At 43.4% G+C, this 17,674-nt stretch carries 21 protein-coding genes; all 21 read left to right on the top strand.

Features of this window, described 5'->3' with window-relative positions; genetic code table 11:
- The first annotated feature begins 60 nt into the window (after positions 1-60).
- On the top strand, positions 61-939 hold the full coding sequence (locus AC6H1S_RS00820) for a diacylglycerol/lipid kinase family protein (RefSeq protein ID WP_497564783.1): 879 nt from the start codon (positions 61-63) through the stop codon (positions 937-939).
- A 12-nt stretch (positions 940-951) separates the two neighbouring features.
- Positions 952-1,305 carry a translation initiation factor gene (locus AC6H1S_RS00825; RefSeq protein ID WP_497564784.1) on the top strand — a complete coding sequence of 118 codons (354 nt, stop codon included), beginning with the start codon at positions 952-954 and terminating at the stop codon, positions 1,303-1,305.
- A 132-nt stretch (positions 1,306-1,437) separates the two neighbouring features.
- The gene (gene pckA / locus AC6H1S_RS00830; protein ID WP_199138221.1) at positions 1,438-3,042 is read left to right on the top strand and encodes a phosphoenolpyruvate carboxykinase (ATP); all 1,605 of its coding nucleotides are present in this window, start codon (positions 1,438-1,440) and stop codon (positions 3,040-3,042) included.
- A gap of 292 nt (positions 3,043-3,334) precedes the next feature.
- A complete protein-coding gene (locus tag AC6H1S_RS00835) occupies positions 3,335-4,216 on the top strand; it encodes a MotA/TolQ/ExbB proton channel family protein (RefSeq protein WP_199138219.1) in 882 nt (293 codons plus the stop codon).
- A gap of 83 nt (positions 4,217-4,299) precedes the next feature.
- Positions 4,300-4,920, top strand: coding sequence for an ExbD/TolR family protein (locus AC6H1S_RS00840; protein ID WP_199138217.1), 621 nt, complete (start codon positions 4,300-4,302; stop codon positions 4,918-4,920).
- A 9-nt stretch (positions 4,921-4,929) separates the two neighbouring features.
- Positions 4,930-5,475: an ExbD/TolR family protein gene (locus AC6H1S_RS00845; RefSeq protein WP_199138215.1), complete on the top strand. Its 546-nt coding sequence runs from the start codon at positions 4,930-4,932 to the stop codon at positions 5,473-5,475.
- Between the two features lie 33 nt (positions 5,476-5,508).
- Complete coding sequence (locus AC6H1S_RS00850) at positions 5,509-6,330, top strand: energy transducer TonB (RefSeq protein ID WP_199138213.1); 822 nt, start codon at positions 5,509-5,511, stop codon at positions 6,328-6,330.
- Between the two features lie 6 nt (positions 6,331-6,336).
- Positions 6,337-6,576, top strand: coding sequence for a hypothetical protein (locus AC6H1S_RS00855; RefSeq protein ID WP_199138211.1), 240 nt, complete (start codon positions 6,337-6,339; stop codon positions 6,574-6,576).
- Complete coding sequence (locus AC6H1S_RS00860; protein WP_497564785.1) at positions 6,577-7,488, top strand: PstS family phosphate ABC transporter substrate-binding protein; 912 nt, start codon at positions 6,577-6,579, stop codon at positions 7,486-7,488.
- Positions 7,489-7,581: 93 nt separating this feature from the next.
- Positions 7,582-9,306: a tetratricopeptide repeat protein gene (locus AC6H1S_RS00865; RefSeq protein WP_199138207.1), complete on the top strand. Its 1,725-nt coding sequence runs from the start codon at positions 7,582-7,584 to the stop codon at positions 9,304-9,306.
- A gap of 79 nt (positions 9,307-9,385) precedes the next feature.
- Positions 9,386-9,757 carry an NADH-quinone oxidoreductase subunit A gene (locus AC6H1S_RS00870; protein WP_199138205.1) on the top strand — a complete coding sequence of 124 codons (372 nt, stop codon included), beginning with the start codon at positions 9,386-9,388 and terminating at the stop codon, positions 9,755-9,757.
- Between the two features lie 193 nt (positions 9,758-9,950).
- Positions 9,951-10,493, top strand: coding sequence for an NADH-quinone oxidoreductase subunit B (locus AC6H1S_RS00875; protein WP_199138204.1), 543 nt, complete (start codon positions 9,951-9,953; stop codon positions 10,491-10,493).
- A complete protein-coding gene (locus tag AC6H1S_RS00880) occupies positions 10,493-10,993 on the top strand; it encodes an NADH-quinone oxidoreductase subunit C (RefSeq protein WP_199138202.1) in 501 nt (166 codons plus the stop codon). Before AC6H1S_RS00875 ends, AC6H1S_RS00880 begins: the two co-directional genes overlap by 1 nt.
- A gap of 4 nt (positions 10,994-10,997) precedes the next feature.
- On the top strand, positions 10,998-12,212 hold the full coding sequence (gene nuoD / locus AC6H1S_RS00885; RefSeq protein ID WP_199138201.1) for an NADH dehydrogenase (quinone) subunit D: 1,215 nt from the start codon (positions 10,998-11,000) through the stop codon (positions 12,210-12,212).
- The gene (locus AC6H1S_RS00890; RefSeq protein ID WP_497564786.1) at positions 12,205-12,720 is read left to right on the top strand and encodes an NADH-quinone oxidoreductase subunit NuoE family protein; all 516 of its coding nucleotides are present in this window, start codon (positions 12,205-12,207) and stop codon (positions 12,718-12,720) included. Before nuoD ends, AC6H1S_RS00890 begins: the two co-directional genes overlap by 8 nt.
- A 74-nt stretch (positions 12,721-12,794) precedes the next feature.
- Positions 12,795-14,168: an NADH-quinone oxidoreductase subunit NuoF gene (gene nuoF / locus AC6H1S_RS00895; RefSeq protein ID WP_497564787.1), complete on the top strand. Its 1,374-nt coding sequence runs from the start codon at positions 12,795-12,797 to the stop codon at positions 14,166-14,168.
- A 2-nt stretch (positions 14,169-14,170) separates the two neighbouring features.
- Complete coding sequence (locus AC6H1S_RS00900) at positions 14,171-15,181, top strand: NADH-quinone oxidoreductase subunit G (protein ID WP_199138198.1); 1,011 nt, start codon at positions 14,171-14,173, stop codon at positions 15,179-15,181.
- The gene (gene nuoH / locus AC6H1S_RS00905) at positions 15,181-16,215 is read left to right on the top strand and encodes an NADH-quinone oxidoreductase subunit NuoH (protein ID WP_497564788.1); all 1,035 of its coding nucleotides are present in this window, start codon (positions 15,181-15,183) and stop codon (positions 16,213-16,215) included. The genes AC6H1S_RS00900 and nuoH overlap by 1 nt, the downstream gene beginning before the upstream one ends.
- 11 nt (positions 16,216-16,226) lie before the next feature.
- Entirely contained in the window at positions 16,227-16,727 is a 501-nt protein-coding gene (locus AC6H1S_RS00910) for a NuoI/complex I 23 kDa subunit family protein (protein WP_199138196.1), read from the top strand.
- A gap of 107 nt (positions 16,728-16,834) precedes the next feature.
- Positions 16,835-17,341 (top strand): NADH-quinone oxidoreductase subunit J family protein, encoded by a 507-nt coding sequence (locus AC6H1S_RS00915; RefSeq protein WP_199138195.1) that lies wholly within the window; start codon positions 16,835-16,837, stop codon positions 17,339-17,341.
- The gene (gene nuoK, locus AC6H1S_RS00920; protein ID WP_199138193.1) at positions 17,334-17,663 is read left to right on the top strand and encodes an NADH-quinone oxidoreductase subunit NuoK; all 330 of its coding nucleotides are present in this window, start codon (positions 17,334-17,336) and stop codon (positions 17,661-17,663) included. The genes AC6H1S_RS00915 and nuoK overlap by 8 nt, the downstream gene beginning before the upstream one ends.
- Positions 17,664-17,674 lie beyond the last annotated feature (11 nt).

Here is a 17,674-nt window from a genome sequence, read left to right on the forward strand (position 1 = left end):
ATATATATTATTAATAGTCAAAAAATATCAATTATTTTGTGCCAACCTAATTCTAGCAATTTGTTAAAAACGAATATCTTATTCATCATTAATCCCATTTCGGGCGGTAAAAAGAAACTCAAGATACCTGCTTTGGTAGATCGTTGTCTGGACAAGACAAAGTTCAATGCCAATTACAGTTTTACCGAGTATGTAGGCCATGCCTCAGAATTGGCCGAAGAGGCGGCGAATAAGAATTTCGATGTCATTGTAGCCGTTGGTGGCGACGGTACCATTAACGAAGTGGCAGCAAAGGTAGTTCAGTCAGACAAGACGCTGGGGATCATTCCCTTGGGTTCGGGAAATGGTTTGGCGCGCTTCCTGAAGATACCCTTGCAGACCAAAAAAGCCATTCAGCTGCTCAATACGCTTAACGTAAAACAGATAGATACAGCCAAACTTAACGGAAGGCCTTTCTTTAACATGGCCGGAATGGGTTTTGATGCCCAGCTTAGCGCCGTTTTTGCCGGCAATAAAAGCCGTGGCCTCAAAGGTTACATCGAAATGGGGCTTAAAGAAATGGCTTCTTATAAGGCGCAGGCCTACGAAATAGAAATAGACGGCCAAACCTATGCACGCAAGGCCTTTGTAATCAGCATCGCTAATTCTTCGCAATATGGCAATAACGTTTACATTTCGCCCACATCGTCAATAACCGATGGTCTTTTAGATGTTTGTATCGTCAAGCCGTTTCCATTGTATAAGCTTCCGCGTCTAGCCTACCACATGTTGCGCGCGCGCACCCATCGGTCAGATATGGTCGAAATTATCCGGGGGCAGCATATCAAAATCAGGAGAAGCAAGGAAGATGCAATCCATTTAGATGGCGAACCCTCATTTATGGGCAAAGACATCGATATTGAAATATTGCCTTTATCTTTGAATGTCATTACCAAGTAGCGAATCGAAAAAATGAAGCCGAAGAAGAATACACTAAGCGATTTGGGAGGCATTATGTACTCCACAGATCCGTCTTTCGTTTTTGAAAGCAACGAGCCAGAGGAAAACAGCGAATTAGCCAATGCCCAGCAAGATTTGAGGGTAATGCTCGACCGTAAGAACAGGAGGGGCAAGGCCGTTACCCTGGTTACCGGTTTTAGGGGCAGCGACGAAAAACTGGAAATATTGGCCAAAATGCTGAAGACCAAATGCGGGGTTGGCGGAGGTGCCAAAGATGGCGAAGTGCTGATCCAGGGCGACTTCCGCGACAAGATCGTTTTACTACTCCAAAAAGAAGGCTACAAAGTAAAAAAATCTGGCGGTTAATTGGGTTTTAAATAACTGATAATTAGCTATTTAATTGTTAGTGTATTTGCCACAATAAGTAAAATTTTTATCCAAATTGCGTTGTTTTTTGCGTTAATAACTGTTTAGATTTGCAGCATATTAACCAAATGTATGAGCAACAATAGTGTACAGCAGCCTGATTTGAGCTATCTTAAATTAGACGCCAAAACAGTTAAATACCAGCTTAGTGTAGCAGAGTTGGTGCAGGAAGCTTTAAAGAATGGAGAGGGTACGCTGGCCGATAGCGGCGCTTTGGCAGTGGATACCGGAAAATTTACTGGCCGTTCGCCAAAAGATCGTTTTATCGTTTGCGATGAAGTTACCGAAGATACGGTTTGGTGGGGCGATATCAATATCAAGATCAGCCCTGCGCATTTCGATTCTTTGTTCAACCGCCTTACGGCACACCTCAACACCAAGCAGATCTATGTTCGCGATGCCTATGCCTGCGCCAGCAAGCCTTACCGCACCAGCATCAGGGTGGTTACCGAACATGCCTTCCAGAATTTGTTTGCCAATAACCTGTTTTTAAGGTACGATCAGGAAGAGCCACCTGCACAGCCTGAATGGACTATTATTGCTGCGCCTTCCTTCGAAGCCAATCCAGCTACAGATGGAACCAGGCAGGCCAATTTTTCGATCCTGAATTTTGCCAAAAAGATTATTCTTATTGGTGGCACGGCCTATACTGGCGAAATTAAAAAGGGTATTTTTTCTGTGCTCAATTATGTTTTGCCACAACAAAAGCAAACTTTATCTATGCATTGCTCGGCCAATGTAGGTGCAGATGGAGATACCGCCATCTTTTTTGGCCTGTCGGGAACTGGTAAGACTACCCTTTCTGCCGACCCAAAAAGGGCACTCATTGGCGATGACGAACATGGCTGGAGCGAAGATGCCGTATTTAATTTCGAAGGAGGTTGCTATGCCAAGTGCGTAGACCTTACGGCCGAGAAGGAGCCTCAAATATTCAATGCCATCAAGTTTGGAGCATTGCTCGAAAACACCAATTACTTTCCGGGTACGCGCAAGGTAGATTTTTCGAATATCGAGAAAACAGAGAATACACGGGTTGCCTATCCAATACATTATATAGACAATGCCCAATTGCCATCGGTGGCTAAAGGGCCCAAGAACATATTCTTTTTAACTGCCGATGCTTTCGGCGTGTTGCCTCCTATTTCAAAGCTAACTACCGGGCAGGCCATGTTCCACTTTATTTCTGGCTATACGGCCAAGGTAGCGGGTACTGAGGCCGGGGTTACCGAACCCCAGCTTACTTTCTCGGCTTGCTTTGGCAAAGCATTTCTGCCTTTGCATCCGGCTCGGTATGCCAAACTGCTTGGCCAAAAGATGGAGAAGCATCAGGTCAATGTGTGGCTGGTTAATACGGGCTGGAGCGGCGGACCTTACGGTATTGGCCAACGGATGAAGCTAGGTTACACAAGGGCGATGATTACCGCGGCACTAAATGGCAGTTTGGCCAACGCCGAGTTTGTAGAACATCCCGTTTTTGGCTTGCTGATGCCAAATGCTTGTCCGGAAGTGCCAGCCGAAATCTTAAACCCACGCAATACTTGGAACGATAAGCAGGCTTATGACCATAAGGCTAACGAATTGGCTACGGCCTTTTTGCAAAACTTTAAGCAATTTGAGGAATTTGCTGATGAAGCCATCATAAAAGCGCTTCCCAAGGTGGTTGAGCCTGTGGTTTAAGGTATTTTTTTTACATAAAATTTGCTTTTAATTAAATTTTTAGTTTTAATTGCGGAAGATTGTCTAACCATAGGCAATCTTTTTTAGTTATATGCCCTGTTCGCTTGGTGAAGATGGATAGCAAAACGTAACGAATTAATTGTGTAACGATTATTTAATTTGTAATTTAAATCAAAGTTATAAATTTGTTAACGCAACAATTAGTGTCGATACGCGTTGTGTGTATTACTAAAAGATTTAATAATTTATCTAAAGTTTAAAAAACAAGTACTAAAACTAAAAAACTAAAAAAATGGCAAACGCACCAAAACCAACAACAGTTAAAAAAGAGAGCTCAACTGCATCTAATCTATTTGCAACGCTGGTAATCCCTATCTGTCTTATTATCGGTATTTCACTTTTCATCTTTGTATTAGGAAAGCCTTCAAACTTCAATGTTCCACCTGATGTGGCCAAAAACAACAGCGCTGTATCATTGGCTTTCTACAATGATGATACCCACAGCTTTTTACCACACCCAGGAAACTATGGCGGTATGGCTTACAAAGGTGGTTTCATCGTACCTATCCTAATCGGTATGCTTTTAATGGTGTTTGTATTCTCAATTGAGCGTTTAATTGTTATTGGCAAAGCTACAGGTAAAGGAAGCTTGGATTCTTTCGTTAAAAAAATCCAATCGCTTTTGAGCGCTGGTAATATCCAAGCTGCAGCTGCAGAGTGCGATAAACAAGAAGGTTCTGTGGCAAACGTAATCAAGTCTGGTCTTAAAAAATATGGCGAGATGGAAGTAGAGGCCAACATGGACACCGATCAAAAATGCTTGGCTATCCAAAAAGACATCGAAGAAGCTACTTCATTGGAAATGCCAATGTTGGAGCAAAACCTAACCATCATTGCTACTTTGGTATCAGTAGGTACGTTAATGGGTCTATTGGGTACGGTAACAGGTATGATCAAGGCCTTCGGTGGTTTGGCTAACTCAGGTGCTCCAGATCAAGCGGCTTTGGCAACAGGTATCTCTGAGGCATTGATCAATACAGCTACTGGTATCAGTACTTCTACGCTTGCGATCATCATGTATAACATCTTAACTTCGAAAATCGATAAATTGACTTATGCTATCGATGAAGCTGGTTTCAGCATCATCCAAACTTACGCTAGTACCCATAAATAAGAATTATTTTAATTTTTTTTACCGGCTTTATGGAAAACCGGAAGAATTAACATCATTAATTAAAATATTATAATTTTTATATTATGCCTAGAGTAAAAGTTCCAAGAAAGAGTACCGCAGTAGATATGACCGCCATGTGCGACGTAGCCTTCCTGCTGTTGACTTTCTTTATTTTAACGGCAACTTCACGTCAGCCAGACCCACTGGAAATCAAGACGCCTTCTTCTTCGGTACAGTTTAAAGTGCCAGATAAGGATTTGACAATCTTGAGCATCGGTAAAGGAAAGGTTTTTGTCGAGATTATCGGTAAGGACGTGAAAATGCTGACTTTGCAGAAAATGGCTGAATTGTACAGCATGAAGTTCACCCCAGAAGAAATCAACCGTTTTGGTGTGATCTCATCGTTCGGCGTACCTTTCGGCAACCTGAAGCAGTTCATTAAAATGAACGGCGAGGAGCGTACCAAATTCGAGGCGCAGTTTCAAGGTGTTCCGGTTGACAGTACGAGAAACAACGATTTGTTCAGATGGATTGAACAAGCCCGTAGAGCTACGGCCGAATTGCACCAAACCGAGATGCGCGTAAGTATCAAGGGCGACGCAAAAGAAGAATATCCGGTGATCAAAAAGATCGTAGACGTACTTCAGGAGCAAAAAGTCAACAAATTTAGTTTAATTACATCGGCCGAAGCCGGTGCACAATAAAAAAGAGCTATGGCAGAATTAGATACCTCCGGCGGGGGTGGCAAAAAAGGTGGCAAAGTAAGAAGCAAGAAACAATCAACCAAGGTTGACTTAACCGCGATGGTGGATCTGGCTTTCTTATTGATTACCTTCTTTATGTTGACCACTTCGCTATCAAAGCCACTTGCAATGGATATTGCAAAACCAGATAAGGATGCGAAAGATGAAAATAGATTAGAGGTGAGAGAATCTCAGACCATGACAATTCTTTTAGGAAAGAACGATAGGATTGCTTGGTACATGGGAAAAGCTGGTAGCACGGCGCCAACTATCGAAGGATTTTCAGACATCAGGGCATCTTTATTAAAAAACAAAAAAGAAGTAAAGGATAAGACAGGCAGAGATATCATCATTTTGGTCAAACCGACTTCGGGTGCCAACTACAAAAACTTTGTAGACATTATGGATGAAATCAATGTAACCAAAACCAACATCAGTGCTCCGGCAATTGATGACGACCCTAAGCACTTGCTTGAAGCTGAAATAGCTTTCATGAAAGCAAAGGGCATCCTTTAACGAGAATTAGCGAATAATAAAAATACTTGAACAATGTTTGGAAAAAAAATAGATTTATTTGACAAAGAATGGCTTGAGATTGTATTTGCCAAAAAGAATAAAGCTTACGGAGCTTATGAGCTTCGCCAAACAAATTCTTGGAATACAACCAAATCATTATTGATTGCCTCAACAGTATTCATATTGCTGTTTTTGGGGCCAAGAATTTACGCTTTAATCAAAGGCCTTGCGCCAGAACCTCCTCCCGAAAAAGCGGTAGAGGTAATTGTGCAGCCACCGCCGCCGATCGATCCGGAAGTGAAAACACCTCCACCGGTAGAGCCTCCTCCACCGAAACAAGATCAGGTGAAATTCCCTCCTCCGATCGTAAAACCCGATAACGAGGTAAAAGACGAGGAGCCACCAAAACTGGAAGACTTGAAAAAAGCCGATCCTGGACAAAAAACAATCGAAGGAGATCCAACTGCGGAAATCGTTCAGATTGCACCAGCAGGCGAAGGTCCGAAACAAGCGGTAGTGGTAGAGGATAACACGGTTTATAACTTCGTGAGTATGGAGAACCCGCCAACCTATCCAGGCGGTATCGAAAAGTTCTATGCTTTCTTGGGCGCGAATATCAAATATCCGCCAATGGCAGCAGAGAACAATATTCAAGGTAACGTGTTCGTTTCATTTACAGTAGAGAAAGACGGCTCATTAACCGATCTTAAAATCGATCGTAAATTAGGCTACGGAACCGATGAAGAAGCATTAAGGGTATTAAGACTGGCTAAACGCTGGAACCCAGGTATGCAAAACGGTAAACCAGTGCGTGTAAAATACAACATTCCTATTAAATTTAGCTTACAACAATAAGCATACATGTTTAATCTGAATTACTTTAAACAGAAATCGCCTCAGCAGCGATTTCTGTTTATTTTAGGGCTTACCATGATGCTCATCTATTTGGGTATAGGCATCGTCGTTATTTTTTTCGGCGATTTAATTAACCTGGATCCGGAAAGGTTTCCGCAAAAATACCGGATCGCCTTTGGGGTGGTTTTGATTGTTTATGCAGCCATCAGGTTTAGCCGCTTAATCAATAAAAAAGAGTCCGTATAAATGAAAAGAATAAGTTTGATCTTGGTGCTTTTGGTGCTTTTGTTCGGCGCATGCCGCAGAAAGGACAAAAAGGACGCGGTTAAGGAAACCAGGACTTCGGGTACCACCAAGCTGCTGGTTGATGCATCTTTTGCCAGAATTTTGGACGACCAGATCCTTGTGTTCAAAAGCGATTATCCGAATGCCACTGTGACGACTACCTTGGGCAATGAGAACCAGATCCTTCCCGATTTTCTGAACGGCAAAACAAAGATGATCGTTTTGTCGAGGATGCTTAAACCAGAAGAAGAATACTATTACAAGCAAAGACAGGTTCCGGTGTATACAGACCGATTTGCAATTGATGGCATTGCCCTAATTACCAATGTCGCCAATATAGATACGAACATTACCGCAGCCGAAGTGTTCGATATCATGAAGGGCACTTCAACATCAGGAAAAAAACTGGTGTTTGATAACGCCAACTCCAGCACGATCAGGTACTTTATCGACTCGGCAAAGGTTAAGGAACTGCCCAAAAGTGGCGTATATACCCTACAGTCGAACAATGATGTGATTAAGTATATTGCTGAGCACAAGGATTACATTGGGGTAGTGGGCGTGAATTGGTTGTTGGAGAACAATAAAGATATTTTGGCATATTTGCCACAAGTTAAAATGATGGGCGTGAAGAATTTGCCTGGAAAAAAGGGGAGCGACTCGTATTATAAACCTATCCAGGAGAACCTGATCAACGCAAAATATCCTTTTTTAAGGAATGTTTACATCATTAATGCCGAGTACAGTGATGGTTTAGGCACAGGATTTGCAAATTGGTTAACTAGTCAACGTGGACAGTTAATTGTACTCAAATCAGGACTAGGTCCTCATAAATTAGCACCGAGAGAATTAAACATAAAGAACACGAACTAAATTTTAATATTCAACTAAGGAAATAATATTCTTAATGCAGAACCAGATAAAGGCATAGGAAAATTTTATTTCAGTTTAAAACAAATGATGACAATGAAAATGATCAAGAAAGCAATAACCTTAAGTTTAGGTTTGGTAATGATGGGTGGTACTGCCTCATTTGCTCAGAGTTTAGCCGATGCGAAGAAGGCCATGGATGCAGAACAGTACCAAAAGGCGGGCGCGATGCTTAAGACATTAGTAAACACCCAAGGAACAAAGGGCGAAAACTTTTTTAACCTTGGTGAAGTATATTTACGGACTGACGATATCGATTCGGCTAGAGCAGTGTTTACAAAAGGTATCGCTGCCGATGCAAAATACGCCCTAAACTATGTAGGTTTGGGACATGCCGATTTGAAATCGGGCAACCCAACTTCAGCAAAAACAAATTTCGACAAAGCTTTGCAGCTGGGCACTAAAGATTACCAAACCTATTTGGCAATCGGCAGGGCTTATACCGATCAGGCAAAACCTGACTATGCAGCCGCTTTGCCTAACCTGCAAAAAGCAGAAGAACTAGATGCGAAAGATAAAGATGCCGAAACCTTTTTGGCTTTGGGCGATTTTTATGCCATGCAGACTAAAAACACAGAGGCTTATCCGATGTACCTCAGGGCTTTAGATATTAATCCAAACCTGAACCGTGCACACGTACAGATCGGCAGGATGTATAAAATGGCTTTCGCCTTTCCTGAGGCAGAAACCGAATTGAAAAAAGCAACGGAAAGCGATCCTAACTACGGACCAGCCTACCGTGAGTTGGCCGAAAATGAAATGCAATGGTCACGTGCCGATGTGAAAAATGCAGAGGCAAAAAGAGCAGAAGCATTAGCTAACATGAGAAAGTACTTGGATTTGACCGATAAATCTTTTGAATCTCGTTTGCGTTATGCACAGTTCTTGGTGTATGCCGGCGACTTCGTTACTTTGGAAAAAGAAGTAGCTACGTTGAATGCAGAGGCAAATAATCCAAAAGAGTTTGTGGTAATCCGTATGCGTGGCTATTCGGCGATAGAAAATAAAAACTATGAGCAAGGCTTAAAATACATGAACGAATTGTTTGCACGCAAGCAAGACGAGTCGCGCATCTTGGGTGATGACTACCTTTATTTGGGGAAAGCTTATGCTGCAACAGGAAACGACAGCTTGGCTGTATTAAATATTGAAAAAGCTGTTAAGCTTGATTCGACAAAAGTTGAGGAATTGGCGGCTGTAGGCAAAAAACTGTTCGAAGGCAGAAAATATCAACAAGCAGCGGACGTATATAGAAAAGTAATTAGCTTGAATTCTAAAAACCCATCAATGGCAATGAATAACTATTGGTTAGGTAGTGCTGATTATTTTGCATATGCTATCGCTAATAGCGAAAAGAAAAATCCAGATAAGAAAATGTTAGTGGAGGCTGATACCGCGTTTTCAAGAATGTTAAGTGTAGCCCCTGAAACAGAAATTGGTTGGTTGTACAAAGCCCGTATCAATAAATTGATGGATAATGCCGAAACCCCTACTGGTTTAGCGGTTCCTTTCTACGAAAAGTACATTCAATTGGTAACTGTAACAAAACCGGAGAAGGCAACTTCATCGACCAACATGAAAGGTCTTGTAGAAGCTTATAATTGGTTAGGTGCATTTTATTCTGGCTCGGATAAAGAAAAGTCTAAAGAATATTTCAACAAGACTTTAGCTATCGATCCTCAGAATGCCTATGCTACAGAGAGCTTGAAGTCATTGACAGCGCCTCCTGCGCCGGCTAAGAAGGCTCCAATTAAGAAATAAGTTTCTTTCTGAATAGATAAACGAAAGGCAGGGTTTGTAATCCTGCCTTTTTATTTTAATTTTGCCTTAAATTATTGATATGGAAACGCAAAGTACAGCACAGGATTTTCTGCCTATTATTTTTCAGGTTATCGTAGCCTTGGGTTTTGTAGTGGGTACATTGTTTGTAACGCACATTTTAGGCCCTCGACGTAAAACCAAAGACAAGCTTTCTACATTTGAAGCCGGTATCAAAGTAATCGGCAATGCGCGTCAGCCGTTTTCTATCAAATATTTCCTAGTAGCCATACTTTTTGTGCTGTTCGACGTAGAGGTAATTTTTATGTACCCATGGGCAGTTAATTTTAAGGAGCTTGGCTGGAACGGCCTCATCGAAATGTTCATCTTCATGGGCACCTTGCTATTGGGTTTCATTTATATCATCAAGAAAAAAGCGCTGGACTGGGCGTAGTCAGTTATCAGCTGCCGGTTAGCAGTTGGCATTTTACGGGTGCTCGAGGATAATACTGAAAACCGAGAGCCGCAGGTTGAAAACTATTTATTTAGAACGGTTCTAAATGCTAATAGCTTAGGCTAATTGCTTTTAAAATATTGTAAATTTGTTGCTCATTCTTTATTTGAATGAGCATTTTTTGTTTAAAAACATGAGTGAAATCAACATAGTAGATGCGCCTCCAGGTATCGAAGGATCTGGTTTTTTTGCCACCTCTTTAGATAAGGTCATTGGTTTGGCTCGTTCGCATTCCTTATGGCCATTGCCATTTGCCACCTCATGCTGCGGCATCGAGTTCATGGCTACCATGGGTTCTCATTACGATTTTGGGCGTTTTGGCGCCGAACGTTTAAGCTTTTCGCCTCGTCAGGCCGATTTGCTGATGGTAATGGGTACCATAGCCAAGAAAATGGGTCCGGTATTGAAGCAGGTTTACCTGCAGATGGCTGAGCCTCGTTGGGTAATGGCAGTGGGTGCCTGCGCTTCTAGCGGCGGTATTTTCGATACTTATTCGGTGCTGCAAGGCATTGACGAGATTATTCCTGTTGATGTGTATGTGCCGGGCTGTCCGCCTCGTCCGGAGGCTATTTTAGACGGCTTCAACAAAATTCAGGAGCTGGTGAAGAACGAATCGGGCAGAAGGAGGCATTCTGAGCAATACAAAAAAATGTTAGCTTCTTACGGAATAGAATAATGGCCAAAGCAACCAATACAGAAATTATCGAATTGCTTGGCGAAAGATTTGGCGAGCAACTTTTCGATGTAACAGAGCCTTACGGACTGTTAACCTTTTCGACCACCAAAGACAAGGTGATTGCTGTGCTTTCTTTCCTGAAAGAAAACGGCAAAATCGATTTCAACTTCTTAACTGATATTACTGCGGTTCATTACCCTGAGAAAAACCATATTGCGGTAGTTTATCACTTGCACAGCATGGTAAGAGGAATTAGGGTGAGGCTAAAGGTTTTCATCCATGAAAACGAGCCAACCATTCCAACGGCGAGTACGCTTTGGAATGCGGCCAATTGGATGGAACGCGAAACCTACGATTTCTTTGGCGTAAAATTCGAAGGCCATCCCGACTTGAGGAGGATCCTGAATATGGACGATTTGGGCGTACACCCGATGCTGAAGCAATATCCATTGGAAGATCCGAACAGAGTTGATAAAAAAGACGAATATTTTGGTAGATAAATCCATGAATCACAATCAACCAGTATATACAGACAACGATCCGCAGAGTGAATTGGTAACCCTTAACCTGGGGCCAACCCACCCGGCTACGCACGGCGTTTTCCAAAATGTTTTGCAGCTGGATGGCGAGCGTATCGTCAGTGGTGTTTCTACCATTGGCTATATCCATCGTGCATTCGAAAAGATTGCCGAACATAGGCCTTTTTATCAGATAACGCCCTTAACCGATCGTTTAAACTACTGCTCGTCGCCCATTAACAACATGGGTTGGCACATGACGGTAGAGAAACTCTTGAATATCCAGATCCCGAAACGCGTGGATTACCTGCGTGTCATCATCATGGAGCTTTCGAGGATTGCCGATCATATCATTTGCAATACCATTATTGCACAAGATACCGGAGCAACCACTACTTTCCTTTATCTTTTCCAGTTCAGGGAGCATATTTACGAAATCTACGAAGAGGTCTGTGGCGCACGCCTAACCACTAATATTGGTCGTATCGGCGGCTTGGAAAGAGATTTTAATGATATTGCCTTTGCCAAGATCAATAAATTCTTAAAAGAATTCCCTAAAGCGCTGAAAGAGTTTGAAAGCTTGTTGAACCGTAATCGTATTTTCATAGACCGTACTGCCGGCGTTGCTGAAGTAACGCAGGAAAATGCGCTGAGCTACGGCTGGACGGGCCCATTGCTGCGTGCTACCGGCGTTGATTACGACGTACGTACCAGCGAGCCTTATGCATCGTACCAGGACTTCGACTTCGAAATTCCGGTAGGTACCAGTGGCGATATTTATGACCGTTACCTGGTGCGCAACGAGGAGATGTGGCAAAGCGTACGCATCATCGAGCAAGCGATGGAGAAAATAAAATCGGAGCCCAAAGGCATTTTCCATGCCGACGTTCCGGAGTTCTATCTGCCAGGAAAGGAAGAAGTATACAACAATATGGAAGCATTGATCTATCACTTTAAGATTGTGATGGGCGAAATCGATGCGCCAAAAGCAGAAGTTTACCATGCCGTAGAAGGCGGTAACGGCGAGCTGGGCTTCTATTTGATTAACGATGGTGGCCGTACGCCTTATCGCTTGCACTTCAGAAGACCAAGTTTTATTAATTATTCTATGTTTGCCAAAATGAGCGAAGGCATGTTGTTGTCAGATGCCATCATCAACATGAGTAGCATGAACATTATTGCAGGAGAATTAGATGCTTAGAGTAGAAGAACAACAACCTGTAGAGTTTTCGTCGGCATTGATCAGCCAATTCGACGAGATCGTAAATCGTTATCCTGCCGGAAGACAGAAATCGGCACTCTTGCCTATTTTACATTTGGTACAGGCCGAGTTTGGCTGGACCAGCGTTCCTGCGATGGATAAAGTGGCCGAATATTTACAGATTCAGCCCATCGAAGTGTATGAAGTAGCATCTTTCTATACCATGTACTTCTTGGAGCCTAAAGGAAAATATGTATTGGAGGTTTGCCGTACCGGCCCTTGCTGCCTGGTGGGTGCCGAAAAAATTATGGACCAAATTGAACAGAAATTGGGCGTTAAGGAAGGCCAAGTAACCGAAGACGGCTTGTTTAGCTGGAGAGGCGTAGAGTGTTTGGCCGCCTGTGGCTTTGGACCGGTGTTGCAAATTGGCCCTGAGTATACTTTTTATGAGAACCTGACCGAACAGTCGGTTGATCAATTGATAGACGATTTAAAAAATAAGATTTGAGACCTTAGATTTGAGGCTTGAGAACGGAGCATTTTGGCTTTTATCTCATATCTCACATCTCATATCTATAGCAAATGGCACGTAAACTATTATTAGAACATATCAATGTACCTGGCATTAACACGCTAGAGGTTTATCGCCAAAAAGGCGGTTACCGAGCCGTTGAAAAAGCATTGAAAACGCTGACCCCCGACGAGGTAGTGGAAGAGGTGAAAAAATCGGGCTTGCGTGGCAGGGGCGGTGCGGGTTTCCCTACCGGGATGAAATGGAGCTTTTTGGCCAAGCCAGAAGGTGTTCCGCGTTATTTGGTATGCAATGCCGATGAATCTGAACCTGGAACTTTCAAAGACAGGTATCTCATGACTTATATTCCGCATGCCTTAATCGAGGGGATGATTGTAGCAAGCTATGCCTTGGGTGCAAACACTTCCTACATTTATGTGCGTGGCGAGATGATGCCTCAGATCCGCATTTTGGAAAAAGCGATTGCCGAAGCCAAAGCTGCCGGATTGTTGGGCCAAAAAATATTGGGAACAGACTATAGCCTCGAATTGTACGTACAGCCAGGTGGCGGTGCCTACATTTGTGGTGAAGAAACCGCTTTATTGGAATCGTTGGAAGGCAAGCGTGGAAATCCCCGTATCAAGCCACCTTTTCCGGCTATTGCGGGTTTATATGGCTGTCCTACGGTAGTAAACAATGTTGAGTCGATTGCGGCTGTAGTGCCAATCATCAATGATGGTGGCGATGAATATGCCAAAATCGGTATCGGTCGCAGTACAGGTACCAAACTGATTTCGGCTTCGGGCAACTTGGTTAAACCGGGTGTTTACGAAATCGAATTGGGCTTGCCGGTTGAAGAATTTATCTATTCTGACGAGTACTGTGGCGGTATTGCCAATGGCAAAAGACTAAAAGCTACGGTAGCCGGTGGTTCGTCGGTGCCCATTCTGCCAGCCAACCTCACCTTGAAATATGCCAACGGCGAGCCTCGTTTAATGAGTTACGAATCTCTTTCCGAGGGTGGCTTTGCCACTGGAACGATGTTGGGCTCGGGCGGTTTCATCGCTTTCGACGAAGACCAGTGCATTGTAAGGAACACGTGGAACTTCTCGCGTTTTTACCATCACGAAAGCTGCGGACAATGTTCGCCTTGCCGTGAAGGAACAGGTTGGCTAGAGAAAATTTTGCATAAAATTGAGTACGGACATGGCACGATGGACGATATCGATTTGCTATGGGATGTACAACGTAAAATAGAAGGAAATACAATTTGTCCACTAGGCGATGCAGCCGCTTGGCCGGTAGCCAGTGCCATCAGACACTTCAGAGAAGAATTTGAATGGCATATCAAAGAGCCGGTGAAGAGCCAGCAACAGAACTATGGCATAGCCAATTATGCAGTGCCCATAGAAAAAGCAGTGGAAGTTAAACAGGATAATCTTTAACCATGAGCGATTTAGTTAAAGTAACTATAGACGGAATAACAGTAGAGGTAGCTCCGGGAACCACCATCTTAAATGCCGCAAGGCAAATAGGCGGCGATATTGTTCCTCCTGCCATGTGCTATTATTCTAAGCTGGAAGGCAGCGGCGGCAAGTGCCGTACCTGTATCGTAAAGGTAAGCAAAGGCTCTGAAAAAGACCCTCGCCCAATGCCTAAGCTGGTAGCCTCGTGCCGTACCACAGTGATGGATGGCATGGAAGTACAGAACATCACTTCGCCAGAGGTTTTGGAGGCGAGAAGTGGCGTAGTAGAGATTTTGCTGATCAATCACCCTTTAGATTGCCCGGTATGCGACCAGGCGGGCGAATGTGATTTGCAAAACCTGGGCTATGAGCATGGCTTGCAAAAAACCAGGTACGAGTTTGAGCGCCGTACTTTCGAAAGGATAGATATTGGCGATAAAATCCAGTTGCACATGAACCGTTGCATTTTGTGCTACCGTTGTGTGTTTACGGCCGATCAGATTACCAACAAACGCGTACACGGCATTTTGAACCGTGGCGACCACTCGGAGATTTCTACCTATATCCAAACTGCGGTTGACAACGATTTTTCAGGAAACGTAATCGATGTTTGTCCGGTTGGCGCCTTAACCGATAAAACTTTCAGGTTTAAAAACAGGGTATGGTTTACCAAACCTGTTGATGCACATCGCAATTGCGACCACGAAAAATGCAATGGTAAGGTAACGCTATGGTACAAAGGCGAAGACGTGTTGCGTGTAACTGCCCGCAAAGATCAGTTTGGCGAGGTGGAGGAATTCATCTGCAATACCTGCCGTTTTGAAAAGAAAAATACGGCCGACTGGGTAATCGAGCACCCAACGCACATTCCTGATACTTCGGTAATTGCCTCAAACCACTACGAAACTTTTAAGCCGCTACCGGTGATCAAAGAAAATCTGGCCCTGCAAAAAGCAAATCAAATAGAACTAGAAAAAACTGCTAAATTCTAATGGATATCAACTTTGTAATCGAGAAATTTATACTGGTAACCATTTTATTTGCCATCAGTTTGGTTATTGCCATGTACTCTACGTATGCCGAGCGCAAGGTGGCTGCATTTTTACAAGACAGGCTTGGACCGGATAGAGCCGGACCTTTTGGTATTTTACAGCCATTGGCCGATGGGGTAAAGATGTTCATGAAAGAAGAAATCGTTCCAGCTACGTCAAACAAATGGTTGTTCATGGTTGGTCCGGGTTTGGCCATGCTTTGTGCCTGTATTGGCACGGCGGTTATTCCATGGGGACAAGACCTAACCATTGGTGGCAAAACAGTGCCTTTGCAGGTAACCGATATCAACGTAGGCGTTTTGTACATCTTCGGCGTGGTATCGTTAGGTGTTTATGGCGTAATGATTGGTGGCTGGGCCTCTAACAACAAATACTCGTTGCTAAGCGCGATCCGTGCCGCTTCCCAAAACATCAGTTACGAGGTGGCTATGGGCCTTTCTATCATCGCTTTGCTTTTGGTTACCAACTCGTTGAGCCTAAAAGAAATTGTAGCGCAGCAACATAGCTGGCACTGGAATGTAATTTATCAGCCATTGGGCTTTATCATTTTTATGGTTTGTTCTTTTGCCGAAACCAACCGTGCACCTTTCGATTTGCCGGAGTGCGAAACCGAGCTGATCGGCGGCTACCATACCGAATACTCGTCGATGAAACTGGGTTTCTACCTGTTTGCTGAGTACATCAATATGTTCGTTTCGTCAACCGTAATGGTTACGCTTTATTTTGGGGGCTATAACTATCCGGGTATGGACTATATTGCGGCACATTGGGCTCCAAATGCGGCAGTCTTGTTCGGAACGGGTATATTTTTTATGAAGATATTTATGTTCATCTTCTTCTTCATGTGGGTACGCTGGACCATTCCACGTTTCCGTTATGACCAGTTGATGAATTTAGGATGGAAGGGATTGATCCCGTTGGCTATTGTCAATATCATCATTACAGGAATTTGGATTGCCTTACGTCAATTTTAAAAGGGAGAGCAATGGAATCATTAAGCAATAAGAAAAAAGTACTGGAACAAAAGCCGTTGAATTTGGCCGAGCGTTTGTATTTGCCGGCTATTGTAAAAGGCTTGGGTACTACAATGAGCCACTTTTTTAAGAAAAGTGCAACCATCAGGTACCCAGAGGTAGAGCGCGAATTTTCGATCAACTGGCGTGGCATGCACTCTTTAAAAAGAGACGAAGAGGGCAGAGAGCGTTGCACAGCCTGCGGTTTGTGCGCCTTATCGTGCCCTGCAGAAGCCATAACCATGATCGCGGCCGAGCGCAAAGCGGAAGAAAAACACCTTTATCGCGAAGAGAAGTATGCCGCCGTTTACGAAATCAATATGTTGCGTTGCATTTTCTGTGGCTTGTGCGAAGAAGCCTGCCCTAAAGAAGCCATTTACCTGGATGGACCTATCGTGCCGTCTGATTATCTGCGCAAAGACTTTATTTATGGCAAGGATAAATTGGTAGAAGCTCCGTTGGAGACCAAATAAAAAACAGCCGTTGCAAGGAAAGAAGCAATCCCAAGCAACGGTTTAAAAAATGAGATTGCTTCGTGCCCCGCAATAGCGATGGCAACTAATAACTAAACAAAGAATTAATGGGTACACAAGTATTCTATTTTGTAGCTGCACTGAGTGTCATTTTCTCGCTGCTGGTGATTTTCTCTAAAAATCCCATCCACAGCGTGCTATACCTGATACTTACCTTCTTTACGTTTACCGTGCACTATGTATTGTTGAACGCCCAGTTTCTGGCCGTTGTAAACTTTATCGTTTATATGGGGGCAATTATGGTATTGTTTCTCTTTGTGCTCATGTTGCTGAACCTGAACAAAGAGAATGAACCCAACAAATCGAACCTCATTAAAATTGTGGGCGTAATTGCCGGAGGCTGTTTGGCCGTAACCTTAATCGGTTCGTTCAAAGCAGTTTCGATCAATAGCCCGCTGGTATTGCAGAACCCGAGCCTGGGCTTGGTCAAAAATCTGGGCAAGGAACTTTTTGGCCCGTTTATGTTGCCATTTGAGTTGTCGTCCATCTTATTGCTTACCGCAATGGTTGGTGCCGTATTGTTAACTAAAAAGGAAGAAAAGCAAAATGGATAGTTTGTTTCAAAATATGAAGGTTGTGCCGCTTAACCATTACATTTGGTTATGCGCCATTATTTTTACCATTGGTGTAATCGGGGTATTAACCCGCAGAAACGCCATCGTCATCTTTATGTCGGTAGAGCTGATGCTGAATGCCGTAAACTTGTTGTTAACTGCCTTTTCGGTTCACCATAACGACCCATCGGGCCAGGTTTTTGTGTTTTTTATTATGGCTTTGGCCGCGGCCGAGGTTGCTGTAGGATTGAGTATCATCGTCATGGTTTACCGCAATACGCAGTCGATAGATATTAATGTGTTAAATCGCCTTAAGTGGTAATTATATAGAAT

This window comes from Pedobacter sp. TM02 (assembly GCF_059705275.1).